Raw genomic sequence first — 14,540 nt, 5'->3', positions numbered from 1 at the left:
CCCCTAAAATTAAGCTGCTTTGATGCTTTTTTTATCGAACTTGTTGTTATGTTTTTTCATCAGGTGATTCGGTTTTTGGCTACCGGAAACCACCTGTATTAGATTCTGCGCCAGCGTTACTGACCAAAATTGCCCTGCTAGGGTCAATGAAAGATAACCACCGCTTAGGTTGACCAATCCGTTCTTTTGCCACGCCTCAAACAGTGGTTTAAGTGCTGCGAACATGCCTTGAGGTAACACTCTGTCGCTAAGAACGCCTCGGTCAAAGGCCGCCTTGATGCTATTCACTAAGCTGGCATTTGGCGCACTGTAAAACGCCATGCCTGCGGCAAACTCATCCGCTTTACCAGCTTCAATGTACTTTTCCATATCACGGTATTGCATTGAGCTAATGCCATTCACATTGCCACCAGCACCTGCGCCAAGTGGCATTACTTGAGCCGATGTCTTCGCCAAGCTGTTGTATATAGAGCGTTCGCGATTGTCAGAACTCCAGTGATTGACACTAAGGCGTCTTTGATGGTGTTTAGCCATAAACTCCACACCCATCTGGTACATGCTTGCCTTCACTTGCGTGCTAGCAGGCTCTGGCAGTTTGCCTTGCTCAACCAAGCGTCCCATTGGCAGATTCTGCATTTCAATCAGCTGGTATAAATCAACGCCGTGGGCACCACTTTCTAGATACAGCTCAAGATCTGAAGCCCACGTATCTAGAGTTTGATGGGGTAGTCCATACAAAAGATCGATAACGATAGGCGCGCTGTCATAACTCACAAAGTGCTGAAGGCGATCTAGTACTTCTTCACCATCATTCAATCTTTTGGCACTGCGACGAACCTTAGTATCAAAACTTTGCACACCAAACGAGAATCGGTTGATGCCACCTTCAAGTGCAGATTCAAATTTCTGGTCGTCAAAGCGATTAATACGCCCTTCCAACGTAATTTCACAATCTGGGGTTAGCGGAAAATGACTGCGAATCATCTGCCCCAACTGCTTGATCTGCGCCGCACTTAGGTCTGTGGGTGTGCCTCCACCGATGTACACCGCTTGAAACGGAAATGCCTGAGTCCAAGGCATTGCAGCCTTCCATAGCAGCTCTTTCTTCAGCGCTTCGAAGTATTCATCTATCAGCTTAGTGCTAGAGGCATATTGGAAGAAGTTGCAGTAGGTACAGCGCACACGGCAAAAGGGAATATGGATATAAAGACAACGAGGTCCCTTATCCCCTTGCTTAGAGAAAGCTTCAGTAAGTGCTGATTGGGTGAGATCAGTTGGAACTGGCTTTGCCATTCCTCCTGCGTGTGGGCCTTTCTTTTTCGCAAAAGCAAAGCGTAATGGGTCTGGTGAATGGTTGCCCACTATTTCTGGGTCAAGCAGGTCCTGGTTGTTCAATTCAAGATTCATTGTTTCTTCTAGCTTTTCAATGTGCTACGTGGCGAATTGCTATTATTTGTGCCACAAATATAAATGCGAACAAATCTCATTCGCTCGAATTTGTGACCACTATATTGATCTTGATAAATAATGCAAATGATAATTGATATTATTCGCATTATCTGCATAATGCTTTTCATTAAGACTCGAATACGATTGGTTTCCAACCACTGTGAAGAAATACAGATATCTAGTTGCTGGCGCTGTTTCCCTTTTAATTCATGGGGTTGCCTTATCATTCTCTGCGCCAAAGCAGGAGATAAGTCTTGCCAGTAGCAATGAGGGGCATGCGGTTAGCATTCAGTTTGTCTCTTTAGCACAACCAGAAAAAAAGGCTGAGAAGAAAGAAGCTCCAAAAAAGCCAGAGCCAAAAAAGGAAACACCAAAGCCTGTTGCCAAGCCGAAGAAGGTTGTTGAAAAAAAGCCCACCCCTGCCAAATCCATAGAGCCACGACCGGCTAAAACAGCGGTGGGTGAGCCTGAGAAGCCTATCGAACCTACGCCAAAAGAGGCTCCTGTTGAGGATAAGGCAGAAACAGAAACGGAAACACCGCAAACCGCATCGACTAATGCCGCCACTGCCAGCAAGCCGAAAATGGTCGAAAAGCCGACATTTTCAGCCAAGCCAACACCCGTGAGTTACCCAAGGCTTGCGCAAAAACGCGGCTGGCAAGGAAGCACATTGGTGGAGATTTGGGTCAATGAAGAAGGGAAACAGATCAAGCAAACAGTGGTGAATTCTTCTGGGCACAAACTGTTAGACGAAGCAGCGCTTAATGCCGTTTCAGAGTGGCAATTTCAACGCCGAAACGAACAAGGGCAACGCATCGCTTACCGAGTGCAAGTTCCCATTAACTTTCAACTTAACTAAAAGCAAACTTAACTAGAGCAAACTATGCAAATCTTGATAACGCTTCACGGCCAACTCGGAATGATGACCATACCGCTGACGGTACTCTCAGCCCTTACTCTGATGCTCATTATTGAACGCACCCTTTTCATGTTGGTTAATGGACGAACTCATACCACGCAGATTCTTTCTAAGGTGCACCACATCAACTTCGCGAATTCAGCGCAAGTTGAACGCTTTATAGAGCAGGACTTACAAGGGAAAACCATCATTTATCAAGCAATGCGTATGCTCCTTGGGCACCGCAGCTTTACCAAGGAACTGCGAGAAGAAGCAGTCAGCATTTGGTTGTTCAAAAAGCGCCAGCAGTATAAATCAGGGATCCGCATTCTATCGATTATTGGCGTTATCAGCCCCTTGATTGGCTTGTTAGGCACAGTGCTTGGTTTGATTGATATGTTCAAAGGATTAGCTCACACCTCAGGAGCAATCTCTCCGGCAGTCCTTGCCGATGGTCTTGGCTTAGCCATGTCAACAACTGCGGTAGGTCTATTGATTGCCCTACCCGCTATTACTGGAGCGCAACTCCTTAGCATGTGGGTTGAGAAAACCTTGGCCAAGATTGAGTACACCCTAAACCACAGCAATCTGCACATAGAAGGCATCTACATTGACTGCCAAGACAATGCTAAAAACTGTGAAGAGGTCGTCGCATGATCAAGTCGCAATCCAGCTTGTTTGATGAAGAATTTACCCCAGACCTTACGCCTTTGCTGGACATCATCTTCATCGTAATGGTGTTTCTTCTATTGACCGCCAACATCACCATAAAAACCATGGATGTAGCGATCCCTCAAACGGACGACGCTCAGGTGCTAAACGATCAAGACAAAGAAGTGATTGCCATAAATATTCTTGCCTCCGAGCCTAAATGGGCCATTGATGGGGTCAGTTTCTCAGACTGGGAGGCATTCACTAGTGAGTTGCTACTGCAAGTTCAGTCCTCACCAAAACGAGATTTGATTATCTCACCCGACAAATCCGCCGACGTAGAATCCATGCTTAAGGTTCTTGCGTGGCTGCAAAACAATAATATCGACGCTACCAATATCGTCATGGAAGAGAGTAAATAATGAAACCGTTCCTGTTACTACTTAGCCTTTTCTTCGTGCTACCGGCCTTTGCCAACTCGACGAGTGAACAAAATCGAATCATAAGTGTTGGCTCTAGCATCACTGAGTTGATGTACGCCTTAGACTCCAAAGATCAGCTGGTTGCCATTGACGTAACCAGTCGCCATTTTGATAAGTCAGGCGCAATGCCTCAAGTGGGGTACCATCGTCAGCTTTCTGCCGAGGGCCTGATGGCGCAAAACCCAACCCATGTGATTGGTTCACATGAGATGGGGCCAGACTCTACTTTAAAACTCCTTGAATCGGCAGGTATTGAGGTCATCACAGTTCCATCAGGGGATAGCGAAGCCGATCTTGCAGATCGTATCGACACCATTGCCAAGATCACAGGTAAGCAAGAGCAAGCTGTAGCGTTAAAAGCACAGCTCCATCAACAGATTGAGACCTTAGAGAACCTTGATTCGACACATAATCCAAAAGCCATATTCGCCATGCTCAGTGAAGGAAGGCCCGCAACGGTCGCACGATCTGAAACTACTATCGATAAGATCATTCAGCTTGCAGGTGCAACCAACCCAATTAATGACAATTTCAGCTCATACAAGTCGATGTCATTTGAGGCGATTGTAGGCGTTCAGCCAGATTATATATTGGTAGCCCAACGTACCTGGGATGCCCTAGGCGGACAAGAGGGGATCATCGAAAAGTTCCCTCTGCTAGCGGCGACTCCAGCGGCAACTAAGAATAAGATCATTCCAATTCCAGGCAGTGCCATTATTGGCGGCTTTGGCATTGAGAGTGTTGAGTTAAGCCAATCACTACATCAAACATTTGAGCGCAACTGATCATGAACTTTGCATCGCCATTGAAATTGCCAACGCCAGCACTGCTGGGGATTGCTTTGCTAGGGGTTTACCTTGCTAGCATCCTTTCGATCAGTGTTGGTCCTATGGATATCAGCTTTACTCAAAGCATGAGTGCACTGCTTCCTGACTTCACCATGCCGGGTATGCCAAGCTCTGAACTGCCGGCGCACGTCAACATGATAGTGCAGCAAGTCAGGCTTCCGCGCACGCTACTTGCTATCGCTATTGGTGGGATATTAGCGATCTGTGGCACTGTTATGCAGGGTTTGTTTCGTAACCCACTGGCTGACCCTGGCATTATCGGTGTGTCTGCAGGTGCAGCATTAGGCGCGGCTTTGGCCATCGTAGTGTTTGGCTCTCTTGCCCAAACCTACCCTACCCTTTTAATGTTTGGCACAGTTCCTGTCTTTTCCTTTTTGGGCGGGGCGATTACCACACTTGTAGTGTACCAGTTGGGCACATCCCCTAACGGCACGTCAGTTACTATGATGCTACTGGCCGGTGTCGCCATTGGCGCACTCTCTGGAGCAATGCTTGGACTGCTCAACTATTATGCTGACGACCAAGCCTTACGTGATTTGTCTTTATGGACAATGGGATCACTGGCAGGAGCCAACTTCTCTGGGGTTGTATTTGGGGGCATCGTATTGCTAGTTCTTGGTGTTTTGTTCTACCGAGAATCTGCAAATCTTAACGCTTTACTGCTGGGTGAAGCAGAAGCAGGTCACTTAGGAATCGACGTGCAAAGGCTAAAGCGTCGCTTGATTCTTCTTACCGCAGCTGGCGTGGGCGTGACCGTCTCTCTAGCTGGCATGATTGGCTTTATTGGCCTGATCGTTCCTCACCTAGGACGAATGATTGCAGGGCCAAACCACAAGGTGCTGATCCCACTTGCAACCGTACTAGGGGCGTTGCTTCTGCTCATTTCGGACATGCTATCGCGAATCCTAGTCGCTCCTTTGGAAATCCCTGTAGGTATTATTACCGCAGTATTAGGTGCTCCATTCTTCCTATGGCTACTTATCTCACAAAAGGGACGAATCTAATGCACACACCAGCCGTTCAGTGCTCCGATATTTCCGTCAGTATTGGCAACAGAACAATTCTAGATAAGATAAACATTGAATTTTACCCCAATGAGTTCACCGTATTTCTTGGTCCAAATGGCACAGGTAAAAGTACCCTACTCAAAACGCTGAGTAATGAAATGCCTTATACAGGGCAGCACTTTTTGTTTGGCAAACGCACTCAAGATTGGGATAAGAAATCACTTGCGAAACAATTTGGCGTACTGCCACAATCTAGCTCACTGACCTTCAATTTCACGGCCCAAGAAGTAGTTGAATTAGGCGGGTTAACCCTGTCTGGAGGGCAGAAAGCCATCAGCCGCATCGCCCGAGAAAAAATGAACCTAACCGGGGTGCTTCCTCTTGCGCAGCGCCTTTACCCTAGCCTATCAGGAGGGGAAAAACAGCGCGTTCATTTTGCGCGCGTACTTACTCAATTAGACTCAGTTGAACACAATAAGGTGCTGTTCCTTGATGAGCCAACCTCTGCCCTTGATCTGAGCCACCAGCACAACACACTCAAGCTCGCCAAGGCTCAGGCCGACTCAGGCGCATGTGTTGTAGCTGTGCTCCATGACCTCAACCTAGCGGCACAATACGCCGATAGAATTGTGGTACTCAACCAAGGCAATATCGTCGCCGATGGCACGCCTTGGGAAGTACTGAACTCGCAAACCATTGAAGAAGTCTACCGCTGGAAAACCCAGATAGTTCCGCATCCAACACACCGTCACCCGGTGATATTGTCGGCGGCTTGATTGTGTTGTCGATAGGGGGTAAACCTAAGTTAGGCAGTCTCTAAGGTCCTGATTTTCATCAGGATGACGGTTAATTTGGATTGTGTATTTGAAATTAAACTATCGCGAACAGCAAACTTAAAATCCCATCAATATCTTAGCAACTGAACTGACCCCGACCCTGTCATCCTGACGAAAGTCAGGATCTTAGATACAACCATAGTCAGTAAAACACTAAGCCGTTGCGACCTTCGCATAGCGATTCGCCAGCACGGCACAGTAGAAAATCTGGATCGGGTGATACAGCATGATGGGTAGCAGTATCATCCCCAAATTAGGGTCGTGAGCAAAGATAACCTTGGCCATTGGGATACCGGCGGCCAAGGTTTTTTTAGTACCACAGAATACCGCAGCCACCTCATCTTGGTGTGTAAAGCCAACCTTGCGTGCACCCCACTGTATGCCGTGCACCATCACCATGAGTACAATCAAACAAATCAACGCAGAGATGAGTAGCAGAGTCGGTGAGAAGTCACTCCAAATACCATGGTCAATGGAGTCACAAAATGCGCTATAAACAATAAGAAGGATCACGTATTTGTCTAACTTATTCACAACTGCTTTATGCTTTTGAGTCCACTCAAGTAACCATGGACGCATTATTTGCCCTAATATCATAGGCAAAAGTAACATCTTAGAAATGGATATTACCGAATCCATTAGATTCAATTCAGCGCCTTCCATGCCCATAAAAACTTGGATAAGTAAAGGGGTAATAAATACACCAAGAATACTAGATAGAGAGGCGTTAAATATCGCTCCTGGAAGGTTTCCTTTACCAATAGCGGTCATTGCAACAGAAGAAGAAATAGTGCTCGGCAGTACAAATAAATAGCAAAAACCAAATGCCAAGGCTGCCGGCATATATGCAAGAAATCCCTGCCCAAACACTACCCACAACAATGGGTATACGACAAAGGTGGCACCCTGAACATATAGGTGCAACTTCCAGTTAGAAAGACCCTCAACAATAACCTTTGGTGACAAACCCAGTCCATGTAAAAAGAACACCAGCGCAATACCCAGCACTGTCACACTATCGAGGTGCAACGTACCGCCTGTCTTTCCCAAATCAGGAGTAAGCACTGCCAGCACAATAGCCATGACCATGCCAACAAGGAACCATTCCTTTTTTATTTTTTTGATTATCTGCACTGCGACTTCAACTTCAACTAATTAAAATTAATATTCTTGATTCTGTAATAATACATCATTTTACTGTGATTATTACCCTATAAATTGTGCCAAAATATTCAAATAACTATATCCGTAGACCATGTAAGAAAATATGGAGTATTTTCTTATGAAGGATCTTGCTATTTGTAATTATATTTCGCTCCTACTTGATAAATAGCAAATAACGCTCAAACCTTATTTGTTTCAAATTGGTTAAATTGCCAAGATATTGACAAACAAAAGTAACAATATGTTTCAGGAAGGAGTCTGACAGTGAAAAAGAAGACCTTGGTGTTAGCTATAGCGTCTTGTTTACTCGTAGCGTGTAGTGACAGTGACTCACCGCAAGTTTCGACAAGCAAAGACGTATTGGAAGTTAAAGCCATAGATGGGTATTTACGCAATGCCCTAGTTTGGCTTGATATTAATGACAATTATCAACTTGACGAAGGAGAACCCTCAGCAAGAAGTGGAGATAGCGGATTAACGAGTTTGGATGTATCTGGAATTGATAACTATCAAGACTATCCAGTGGTCGTGAAGGCTATCAAGGGAGAGACCATAGACGAGGATGAACCAGAAAAAGCCATAACTTACGATTTCGTTATGTCGGCCCCCGCAGGAGAAACCAACATTACCCCATTCACCACCCTGGTGAAGATAACAATGGACACCACCGGCGCCTCGAAAGAGGAAGCAACTGCCGAAGTGGCTGAACTTGTTGGTGTACCAGAAGAGCAACTGATGACCGATTATACAGAGGTTGATGAGGTAGCGAACAAGGCGGCAAACATAGTGGAAACCGGCGTTTTGCCAGAGACCGAAGAAGAAGCTGTTGAGGTTTCAGAAACTGAAAACTACTTAACTGAGACAGAAGAGGTTACCGAGGTAATCGCTGTCGTCAAAGAACTCGAGGCTGACCAAGTCATCATCACTGACGGCGAGACCTATGAGGCTGTTGAAGACGAAGGAGACAATGACCGAGATAACGATGGTTATCTAGATGATAACGATGCCTTCCCAATGGATAGCAGCGAATGGCTTGATTCAGATAACGACGGCGTTGGCGATAACAGCGACGTATTCCCTTTAGACCCTAGCGAAACCATAGATACTGACGAAGATGGCGTTGGTGATAACGGCGATGCATTCCCAAGTGATCCAACGGAAACTCAAGATAGCGATAAAGATGGTGTTGGTGACAACGGCGACGCCTTCCCCGAAGACCCGAGCGAAACAAAAGATACGGATGACGATGGTGTTGGGGATAACAAAGACGCTTTCCCTAAAGACGGCGACGAAACCCTCGATAGTGATGGCGACGGAGTGGGCGATAACGGCGATGCTTTCCCATTAGATCCTGAAGAGACCCTAGATACCGACGGTGACGGTGTTGGCAACAATGAAGATGCCTTCCCTGAAAACGAAGATGAAACTCACGACTTTGATAACGATGGTACGGGTGACAACGCTGATACCGATGATGACAACGACACAGTCGCAGACTCAGACGACAACTGCCCATATGTGCCGAATGATGCACAAAAAGACTTTGATAATGATGGCATAGGTGATGCTTGTGACACAGAAACGTTAGCAACCTTTGGTGATGCGACCTTTGGTTCAAGTAAATGGCTTTAAATTAAGGAAGATTTAACTATGAAACTGAATACTATTACTACTTTACTTCTCGTATCATTCGCAACAAGTGCTGTTGGGGCTGAACTTACCACCTTTCAAAGCGGCGACTACATCGAAGCGTCGAAAATGAATGAAAACTTCCAGTACTTGATCGATAAGATGGAGGACGCAGGCTCTAAATCAGGCGCTATCACTTATGATGTTGACTGTTCTACCGAACCAACACAGTTAACAACATTTATGGAGCATAGCCATACCGCAGACTTTATCATTGTACAGATCACGGGAGATTGTGAATGGACTGGTGGGGAAGCAAACCGTGGGCAAATGATGTTTACAAAGCACCCAGATGTTATTAGTGCTTCTATAACAAATGCCTACAATTCTCCAATCCATATTGATAGACCAAACATCGGCTTTACCTACTTAGATGTTCCTTACGGCTTTCACTACGATGGTGGCGGTTCAGGTTGGGTAGAAGGGGTCACGTTCAATGCGGATAGCTGGATTAGTGTTGATGGCAACGCTACCTTGGCTATAAATAGTCTGGAAAGTGGCACAAATCTAGATATTTCGAACAGCTCTCGCGTTTGGCTTAGCCAAGACACCGACTTTAACGAATTAATAATCGCGAATAATTCTGTGTTCAACACGAACTCTCGAGTGACTGCCAACTATATTGGAGTGAAAAACAATAGTTACCTCACTGCGCCCGAGATCACTGCGTACAATGAGATTGTAGTTCGGAGAGGTTCTATTATTAGCAGTGATGTTATTACTACACCTATTCTAGCTCTTCGGGAAAATGGTATTGCCCTCGCAGATATCTCAATAACCGCTTCCACTAATCTATATATGGATATGGGAGCAGGTATTAAAACAGAGGCTGTTTCTGTCGGCACTGACGGGTTCCGCCTAGCGCAAGGGGCAAAAGTACGAGTAACCAGCATTGATTCGGACGGTCCAATTGAAGCAGTAGGTAATAGCAACATTGATGTTCAGAGTATCACTGCACCTAAGTTCGACTTACATGGAGGTAGTACTCTCTACGCTGAAGAATTAACCGTTGACTCTGAGATCTACCTAGAACAAAACAGTAGCGCTGAGGTTGACAATATCACAGCAACAAATCTCACTTTACGAACCGGTTCATCGATTGACGCTGAAGTATTGACTATCAGTGGTAATATCTACGCCGAAGGTCGCTCGACCCTTAGCGCTGATGATGTTTATACTAACACTATGGGGTTGTACTCAAGTGATATGAACGTTTGGAATCACTTTGATATAACTAATGTAGCGGAATTTGCTTGGAGTTTAGGGGCTTACTCTACATTACGCACGCCAACTGCAGTTGACTCAACAAGCTACGATGTACTGAGCTTTTTCTGTAATTCTAGAGATGATTATCCTATGGAATTTATGTACTTCGAATCGAATGGTCAGTATCGTGATTTCTCAGAAGGCACGTGTAACCCTACCCCTTAAGTTTGATATGAGTTAGAAGCGTTACAAAGGCAGGCCACAATGGCCTGCCTTTCAGTTCTTATCAGCAAATACGATGCTCGTACTCTACAACTACCTGATTACCATCCACATATACATTTCTGATATCGCCATCCACTGACATTCTCGAGCATAAAGTAACAACGCTGTTTTCAACGGTGACATTCACACGCAGTGATGGGATCGCATAGGCTGGATCAACCTTGAGGTACTCACAAAAGCGAGTAATAAACGGGTATGTTAGGGGCGCGCGTCCACGAAGCAATTGTCCAAATTCAGCCTGAGATACTCCTAGTTTTCGGGAGATCTCCATTTGCGTTAGACGCATCTTGGCTTTTTGGGACATCCATGTTTCGTATAGGGCAGCTCTGTCTTGTTCAGTAAATTCCATCGGGCTCAACGGGGGTAAGTTTCACATAGAGATAGTGTCCCTTTTGCCACCTATTGTTATGTCAATAATGCGTAAGCTTACTGTTTGCACAGTGACAGATTGCACACGGTTATTTGTTGAACGCACATTCATCGCCCTACTGAATAGGTTAGAGCTATTGATAGCGAGTCAAGAGAGCTCAAATTCAAATAAGCAAGTTAAGGGGCCACCGTAATGAAGTAGATGCCCTCAAACGCTAGAATCAAAACCTAAACCATCATCCTAGAATTTGCACAGCAAATATCTAGGATCTTATGAAGTGCCTTAGCCAACTATGTTCACTCTAAGATACTGGATAAATACTCTGTATTTTCCAGTATGACGCACTTTTGGAGTTTGATGTTGATGAGATCCCGGTTAAAAGCGCAGACTAAAACAGCCGTCATCCTGAACTTGATTCAGGATCTTAGTGCGCACATAGCTAACTTTGATACTCAACCAATGATGTCCAGCCAAAGTGCTGACCCAGAAAAGTACTCGAGCATGATGACAAATCAAAAGGCATTTAAACAGGCTTAAGCTCAACCACATTCTTCTCTGGATCGTGCACATATAAAGACCAACCTAACCCCGTCGCCCCGTAACGAATTGCATCAGGCAAGATATCGACGTCATGATTACGCAGGTATGCGAGTAACTGTTGTTGATTGATTGGCGCTATTTGCAGGCAAAAGTGATCCATATTGCGCCCGTTTTGTTGCGGTGGCTTACCACCAAGCTTCCCCAGTGGGCTATCAACATCAATAATGTCTATCAGCGCATTGCCTGCTCGAAGCTGGGTGAGTCCCTCCTCAGCAAGACGCCTTTCTACCTCACATCCAAGAACGTTACAGTAGAACGATAGCATGCTTTCCACTTGGGTTGAGCGCAAAACCACGTGATCAATACCTTGGATCTCTATCATCATTGTCTCACTAAAATTTATTAATTTTCTTTTTTAGTAGAGTCAAAAGCTTAGCGCTAGATCTTAATACCGTCCTCTCTACGCACAACATTACTGGTTATTTTATGAACTATAATTCCGTTGAAAGTCAGAGTATGACTCGTTTGTTGAAAGTGAAGATTAATGATCTTCATGGTGAGCCAATTGAGTAAGCCGCTCGTAAGCATAAACACTGCATACCTAGGGAGGCGATTATGATGACCGTACGCGACAGAATAGAAGATCTCGAGCAACAAATTTACATTGCCTGCTCAGAGGGAAATTTTGAAACGATGGACATGTTGGAGCAACAACTGGAGACTCTTAGAGGAAGAGCAAATCACGTATTCGAAGACGACCCTTACGCAATCGAAGGACGTTTAACTGAGGATGATTATTAGGACATTATGTATAAAACACAAATGAAGGCTCCTACGGTATGTCGGAGCCTTTTCAATTCTTACTGCGATTTGTGCTTGTAAGACGTCATGACTTCATCGGCATTGTCTTGATACTCAGCAAGACCTTTTGCTCTTAAATCACAAGCGGGGCAGTCCCCACAACCTCTACCAACGATGCCGTTGTAGCAGGTCAAGGTTTCATCCCTCACCATCTCTAGTGCGTTATAGTGATCCGCCATGGCCCATGTTTCCGCCTTGTTTAACCACATTAGCGGAGTCTTAATATCTAACTGGTAATCCATTCCCAGTGAAAGCGCTGCGTTCATCGCCTTCACAAACTCATCCCTGCAATCTGGGTAACCCGAGAAATCTGTTTCACAGACACCGGTGATCAGGGTTTTTGCTCCGACTTGATAGGCGTAGATACCTGCTAGCGTTAGGAATAGGATATTGCGTCCAGGTACAAAAGAGTTTGGTAATCCGTTCTCACCAAGGTCGTGAGAAACCGGGATATCGTCTCGAGTCAGAGAGCTCACAGCCAATTCATTAAGCAATGTTACATCCATTACCTTGTGTGCCTTTGCACCTAGCTTCTTTGCTAGCTTCTGAGCAATCTCAATCTCTTGACGATGGCGCTGACCATAGTCATAAGTAATCGCATGCACCTCATCAAATTGTGTGAGCGCTTGCACTAGGCAGGTTGTAGAGTCTTGACCTCCACTGAAAATAACGACCGCTTTGTTCATACTTATACCTTTCACTGACATTGAGTTAATCGCGCACAATCTAACAAATTTATCAGGGAAAACAAATTTTTAAATCTGTCCCCACAGCCAATAAGAGTAATGGTAATATCTTATGAAACGACAACAAAAATTAGGTAATGAACCATGGAAAAAACCACCCGTACTATGCAGGCTCGCAAGCACGTAGCCTTAGTAGCTCACGACCACTACAAAAGAGAACTCCTTCACTGGACCAAAGAAAACCAACAAAAGCTAGAAAAGCATACTCTGTATGCAACTGGCACAACTGGCCATCTACTTAGCCGAGAGACGGGTCTTGAAATTAAAAGCCTGATCAGTGGCCCTATGGGAGGCGATCAGCAGTTGGGTGCAATGATTGCAGAAGGTAAAATTGATGTAATGATCTTTTTCTGGGACCCGCTGAATGCCGCTCCGCACGACCCTGACGTAAAAGCACTGCTTCGTATCGCGAGCGTATGGAATATTCCTGTAGCCACCAACCGTGCTACCGCGCGATTCCTATTTGACTCTTCTTTGATTGGTGAAGAAGTGGAAATTGCGATTCCAGATTACGAGTCTTACCTAGCGAAACGTACCTAGAAAAGTCCTGACCAAAGATCAGCCCTCACTATCTTTGAACAATACTCTTCCCGTTAAGCCACCTAAATTAGTATTACTAGTCGAAGGTGGCTTAATCATTTTTACTACCTAAAAATAATTGTTACTCAATATAAACGTTGGCATCCACTTCAGTATCCTCTTCATACGGCTCAGGAACTGGACGCTTGCGTCGATTGTCATTACTAGTACCAGCGCGGTTTTCCGCAACTTCAGTAGAAAAGGTGCCAGTAATGAAGTTTTTGAAAGCGTTGAGCTGTGGGATATTGCTGTTGAATCCCAGATAAATAACTGCCAATAATAATGACAATATGATGATGACTTTTAGGTTCATTGGAACCTCCTTCTTAAACACTGTTTAAGCTGTGTGCGCACCTATAGTGTAGTTACAACTCTAGATAGTTCCTCTTCCATTTTTAGATTTAATAGTCCGATTTTGCAGTTTTGATCTTTATTGGCCACGAAAACGGAGCACTCCTCCAAACAATACGAGCAATGCACTAGCGATCAAAAGCCCCTTACCCACTATCACCGCAAGCTGATTATCACTCTTCCAAGCATCTTCAATTTGCTGATAGCTTTTTATTGTCTGAGAGCCAATTTGTAAAGAAAGTACGTTGTAGAACTGACGTTCATCGCCAACCGGAGATCCACTAAACCCATAAGCGTATCCTACTTTTAAGAGCTCCCCTTCGTTGCGCTGCAATGCTCGATAGACTGTCTCAATATCACCGGCTTTAGAGGAGTACTGAAACCAACTTCCATCAATCAATTGTAGGCGTACCGATTTGCTGCCCCGAACAGGAGTGAGATATTTCAATGAACTGAGTTGCCCTGAGCGAATCATTAACTCAGATGCAGGAGGTAAGCTCTGGTTTGAGGCAAACGAAAACAAGCCAGCTAGAGCGAGCAAGCTAAGGCTTACAACAAAATAAACACTAGATTTTCGA

At 45.1% G+C, this 14,540-nt stretch carries 17 protein-coding genes; 10 read left to right on the top strand and 7 right to left on the bottom strand.

Features of this window, described 5'->3' with window-relative positions:
* Positions 1-9: 9 nt before the first annotated feature.
* Positions 10-1,407: a heme anaerobic degradation radical SAM methyltransferase ChuW/HutW gene (hutW, locus tag A6E01_RS14505; protein ID WP_065210535.1), complete on the bottom strand. Its 1,398-nt coding sequence runs from the start codon at positions 1,405-1,407 to the stop codon at positions 10-12.
* Positions 1,408-1,609: 202 nt separating this feature from the next.
* Between hutW and A6E01_RS14500 the strand changes: the two genes are divergently transcribed.
* From A6E01_RS14500 to A6E01_RS14475, 6 genes are read left to right on the top strand one after another with little or no spacing between them, the layout of a single operon-like run.
* Positions 1,610-2,308 (top strand): energy transducer TonB, encoded by a 699-nt coding sequence (locus tag A6E01_RS14500; protein ID WP_017029904.1) that lies wholly within the window; start codon positions 1,610-1,612, stop codon positions 2,306-2,308.
* Positions 2,309-2,332: 24 nt separating this feature from the next.
* Positions 2,333-3,004 (top strand): MotA/TolQ/ExbB proton channel family protein, encoded by a 672-nt coding sequence (locus A6E01_RS14495; protein WP_017029903.1) that lies wholly within the window; start codon positions 2,333-2,335, stop codon positions 3,002-3,004.
* Positions 3,001-3,420 (top strand): ExbD/TolR family protein, encoded by a 420-nt coding sequence (locus tag A6E01_RS14490; protein WP_017029902.1) that lies wholly within the window; start codon positions 3,001-3,003, stop codon positions 3,418-3,420. Before A6E01_RS14495 ends, A6E01_RS14490 begins: the two co-directional genes overlap by 4 nt.
* Positions 3,420-4,265, top strand: coding sequence for a heme/hemin ABC transporter substrate-binding protein (locus tag A6E01_RS14485; RefSeq protein ID WP_065210534.1), 846 nt, complete (start codon positions 3,420-3,422; stop codon positions 4,263-4,265). Before A6E01_RS14490 ends, A6E01_RS14485 begins: the two co-directional genes overlap by 1 nt.
* A gap of 2 nt (positions 4,266-4,267) precedes the next feature.
* Positions 4,268-5,332: a FecCD family ABC transporter permease gene (locus A6E01_RS14480; RefSeq protein ID WP_017029900.1), complete on the top strand. Its 1,065-nt coding sequence runs from the start codon at positions 4,268-4,270 to the stop codon at positions 5,330-5,332.
* Positions 5,332-6,111: a heme ABC transporter ATP-binding protein gene (locus A6E01_RS14475; protein WP_017029899.1), complete on the top strand. Its 780-nt coding sequence runs from the start codon at positions 5,332-5,334 to the stop codon at positions 6,109-6,111. Before A6E01_RS14480 ends, A6E01_RS14475 begins: the two co-directional genes overlap by 1 nt.
* 213 nt (positions 6,112-6,324) lie before the next feature.
* Here A6E01_RS14475 and A6E01_RS14470 read toward each other — a convergent pair whose 3' ends face one another.
* Positions 6,325-7,305 (bottom strand): bile acid:sodium symporter family protein, encoded by a 981-nt coding sequence (locus A6E01_RS14470; protein ID WP_065210533.1) that lies wholly within the window; start codon positions 7,303-7,305, stop codon positions 6,325-6,327.
* A gap of 294 nt (positions 7,306-7,599) precedes the next feature.
* On the opposite strand from A6E01_RS14470, the gene A6E01_RS14465 reads away from it, so the two are divergent.
* The gene (locus A6E01_RS14465; RefSeq protein ID WP_017029897.1) at positions 7,600-8,967 is read left to right on the top strand and encodes a thrombospondin type 3 repeat-containing protein; all 1,368 of its coding nucleotides are present in this window, start codon (positions 7,600-7,602) and stop codon (positions 8,965-8,967) included.
* Positions 8,968-8,985: 18 nt separating this feature from the next.
* Positions 8,986-10,455, top strand: coding sequence for a hypothetical protein (locus A6E01_RS14460; RefSeq protein WP_017029896.1), 1,470 nt, complete (start codon positions 8,986-8,988; stop codon positions 10,453-10,455).
* A 61-nt stretch (positions 10,456-10,516) separates the two neighbouring features.
* Here A6E01_RS14460 and A6E01_RS14455 read toward each other — a convergent pair whose 3' ends face one another.
* Complete coding sequence (locus A6E01_RS14455) at positions 10,517-10,864, bottom strand: helix-turn-helix domain-containing protein (RefSeq protein WP_017029895.1); 348 nt, start codon at positions 10,862-10,864, stop codon at positions 10,517-10,519.
* Positions 10,865-11,408: 544 nt separating this feature from the next.
* The gene (locus A6E01_RS14445) at positions 11,409-11,810 is read right to left on the bottom strand and encodes a VOC family protein (protein WP_082961381.1); all 402 of its coding nucleotides are present in this window, start codon (positions 11,808-11,810) and stop codon (positions 11,409-11,411) included.
* A gap of 233 nt (positions 11,811-12,043) precedes the next feature.
* Between A6E01_RS14445 and A6E01_RS14440 the strand changes: the two genes are divergently transcribed.
* Positions 12,044-12,226, top strand: coding sequence for a hypothetical protein (locus A6E01_RS14440; RefSeq protein WP_026012716.1), 183 nt, complete (start codon positions 12,044-12,046; stop codon positions 12,224-12,226).
* 59 nt (positions 12,227-12,285) lie between these two features.
* Here A6E01_RS14440 and queC read toward each other — a convergent pair whose 3' ends face one another.
* The gene (gene queC, locus A6E01_RS14435; protein ID WP_133150924.1) at positions 12,286-12,993 is read right to left on the bottom strand and encodes a 7-cyano-7-deazaguanine synthase QueC; all 708 of its coding nucleotides are present in this window, start codon (positions 12,991-12,993) and stop codon (positions 12,286-12,288) included.
* A 123-nt stretch (positions 12,994-13,116) separates the two neighbouring features.
* Here queC and A6E01_RS14430 point away from each other — a divergent pair, with 123 nt between their 5' ends.
* Entirely contained in the window at positions 13,117-13,572 is a 456-nt protein-coding gene (locus tag A6E01_RS14430) for a methylglyoxal synthase (RefSeq protein WP_017029890.1), read from the top strand.
* Between the two features lie 121 nt (positions 13,573-13,693).
* On the opposite strand, the gene A6E01_RS14425 is transcribed toward A6E01_RS14430, so the two are convergent.
* Positions 13,694-13,924, bottom strand: coding sequence for a hypothetical protein (locus tag A6E01_RS14425; RefSeq protein WP_017029889.1), 231 nt, complete (start codon positions 13,922-13,924; stop codon positions 13,694-13,696).
* A gap of 117 nt (positions 13,925-14,041) precedes the next feature.
* Positions 14,042-14,503, bottom strand: coding sequence for a hypothetical protein (locus tag A6E01_RS21555; RefSeq protein WP_237334543.1), 462 nt, complete (start codon positions 14,501-14,503; stop codon positions 14,042-14,044).
* Positions 14,504-14,540: the final 37 nt, after the last annotated feature.

It is taken from the genome of Vibrio breoganii, from assembly GCF_001677275.1.
Lineage (GTDB): Bacteria > Pseudomonadota > Gammaproteobacteria > Enterobacterales > Vibrionaceae > Vibrio > Vibrio breoganii.
Note: the sequence above shows the minus strand (reverse complement) of the source record. Positions and strands in the feature narration are given on the sequence as shown.

What these genes read in the sequence shown, in the direction of transcription:
- A6E01_RS14455 (WP_017029895.1), bottom strand. Translation starts at nt 10,864, where the DNA reads ATGGAATTTACTGAACAAGACAGAGCTGCCCTATACGAAACATGGATG.
- hutW (WP_065210535.1), bottom strand. Translation starts at nt 1,407, where the DNA reads ATGAATCTTGAATTGAACAACCAGGACCTGCTTGACCCAGAAATAGTG.
- A6E01_RS14425 (WP_017029889.1), bottom strand. Translation starts at nt 13,924, where the DNA reads ATGAACCTAAAAGTCATCATCATATTGTCATTATTATTGGCAGTTATT.
- A6E01_RS14440 (WP_026012716.1), top strand. Translation starts at nt 12,044, where the DNA reads ATGACCGTACGCGACAGAATAGAAGATCTCGAGCAACAAATTTACATT.
- A6E01_RS14485 (WP_065210534.1), top strand. Translation starts at nt 3,420, where the DNA reads ATGAAACCGTTCCTGTTACTACTTAGCCTTTTCTTCGTGCTACCGGCC.
- A6E01_RS14475 (WP_017029899.1), top strand. Translation starts at nt 5,332, where the DNA reads ATGCACACACCAGCCGTTCAGTGCTCCGATATTTCCGTCAGTATTGGC.
- A6E01_RS14460 (WP_017029896.1), top strand. Translation starts at nt 8,986, where the DNA reads ATGAAACTGAATACTATTACTACTTTACTTCTCGTATCATTCGCAACA.
- A6E01_RS14480 (WP_017029900.1), top strand. Translation starts at nt 4,268, where the DNA reads ATGAACTTTGCATCGCCATTGAAATTGCCAACGCCAGCACTGCTGGGG.
- A6E01_RS14445 (WP_082961381.1), bottom strand. Translation starts at nt 11,810, where the DNA reads ATGATGATAGAGATCCAAGGTATTGATCACGTGGTTTTGCGCTCAACC.
- queC (WP_133150924.1), bottom strand. Translation starts at nt 12,993, where the DNA reads ATGTCAGTGAAAGGTATAAGTATGAACAAAGCGGTCGTTATTTTCAGT.
- A6E01_RS14490 (WP_017029902.1), top strand. Translation starts at nt 3,001, where the DNA reads ATGATCAAGTCGCAATCCAGCTTGTTTGATGAAGAATTTACCCCAGAC.
- A6E01_RS14430 (WP_017029890.1), top strand. Translation starts at nt 13,117, where the DNA reads ATGGAAAAAACCACCCGTACTATGCAGGCTCGCAAGCACGTAGCCTTA.
- A6E01_RS14495 (WP_017029903.1), top strand. Translation starts at nt 2,333, where the DNA reads ATGCAAATCTTGATAACGCTTCACGGCCAACTCGGAATGATGACCATA.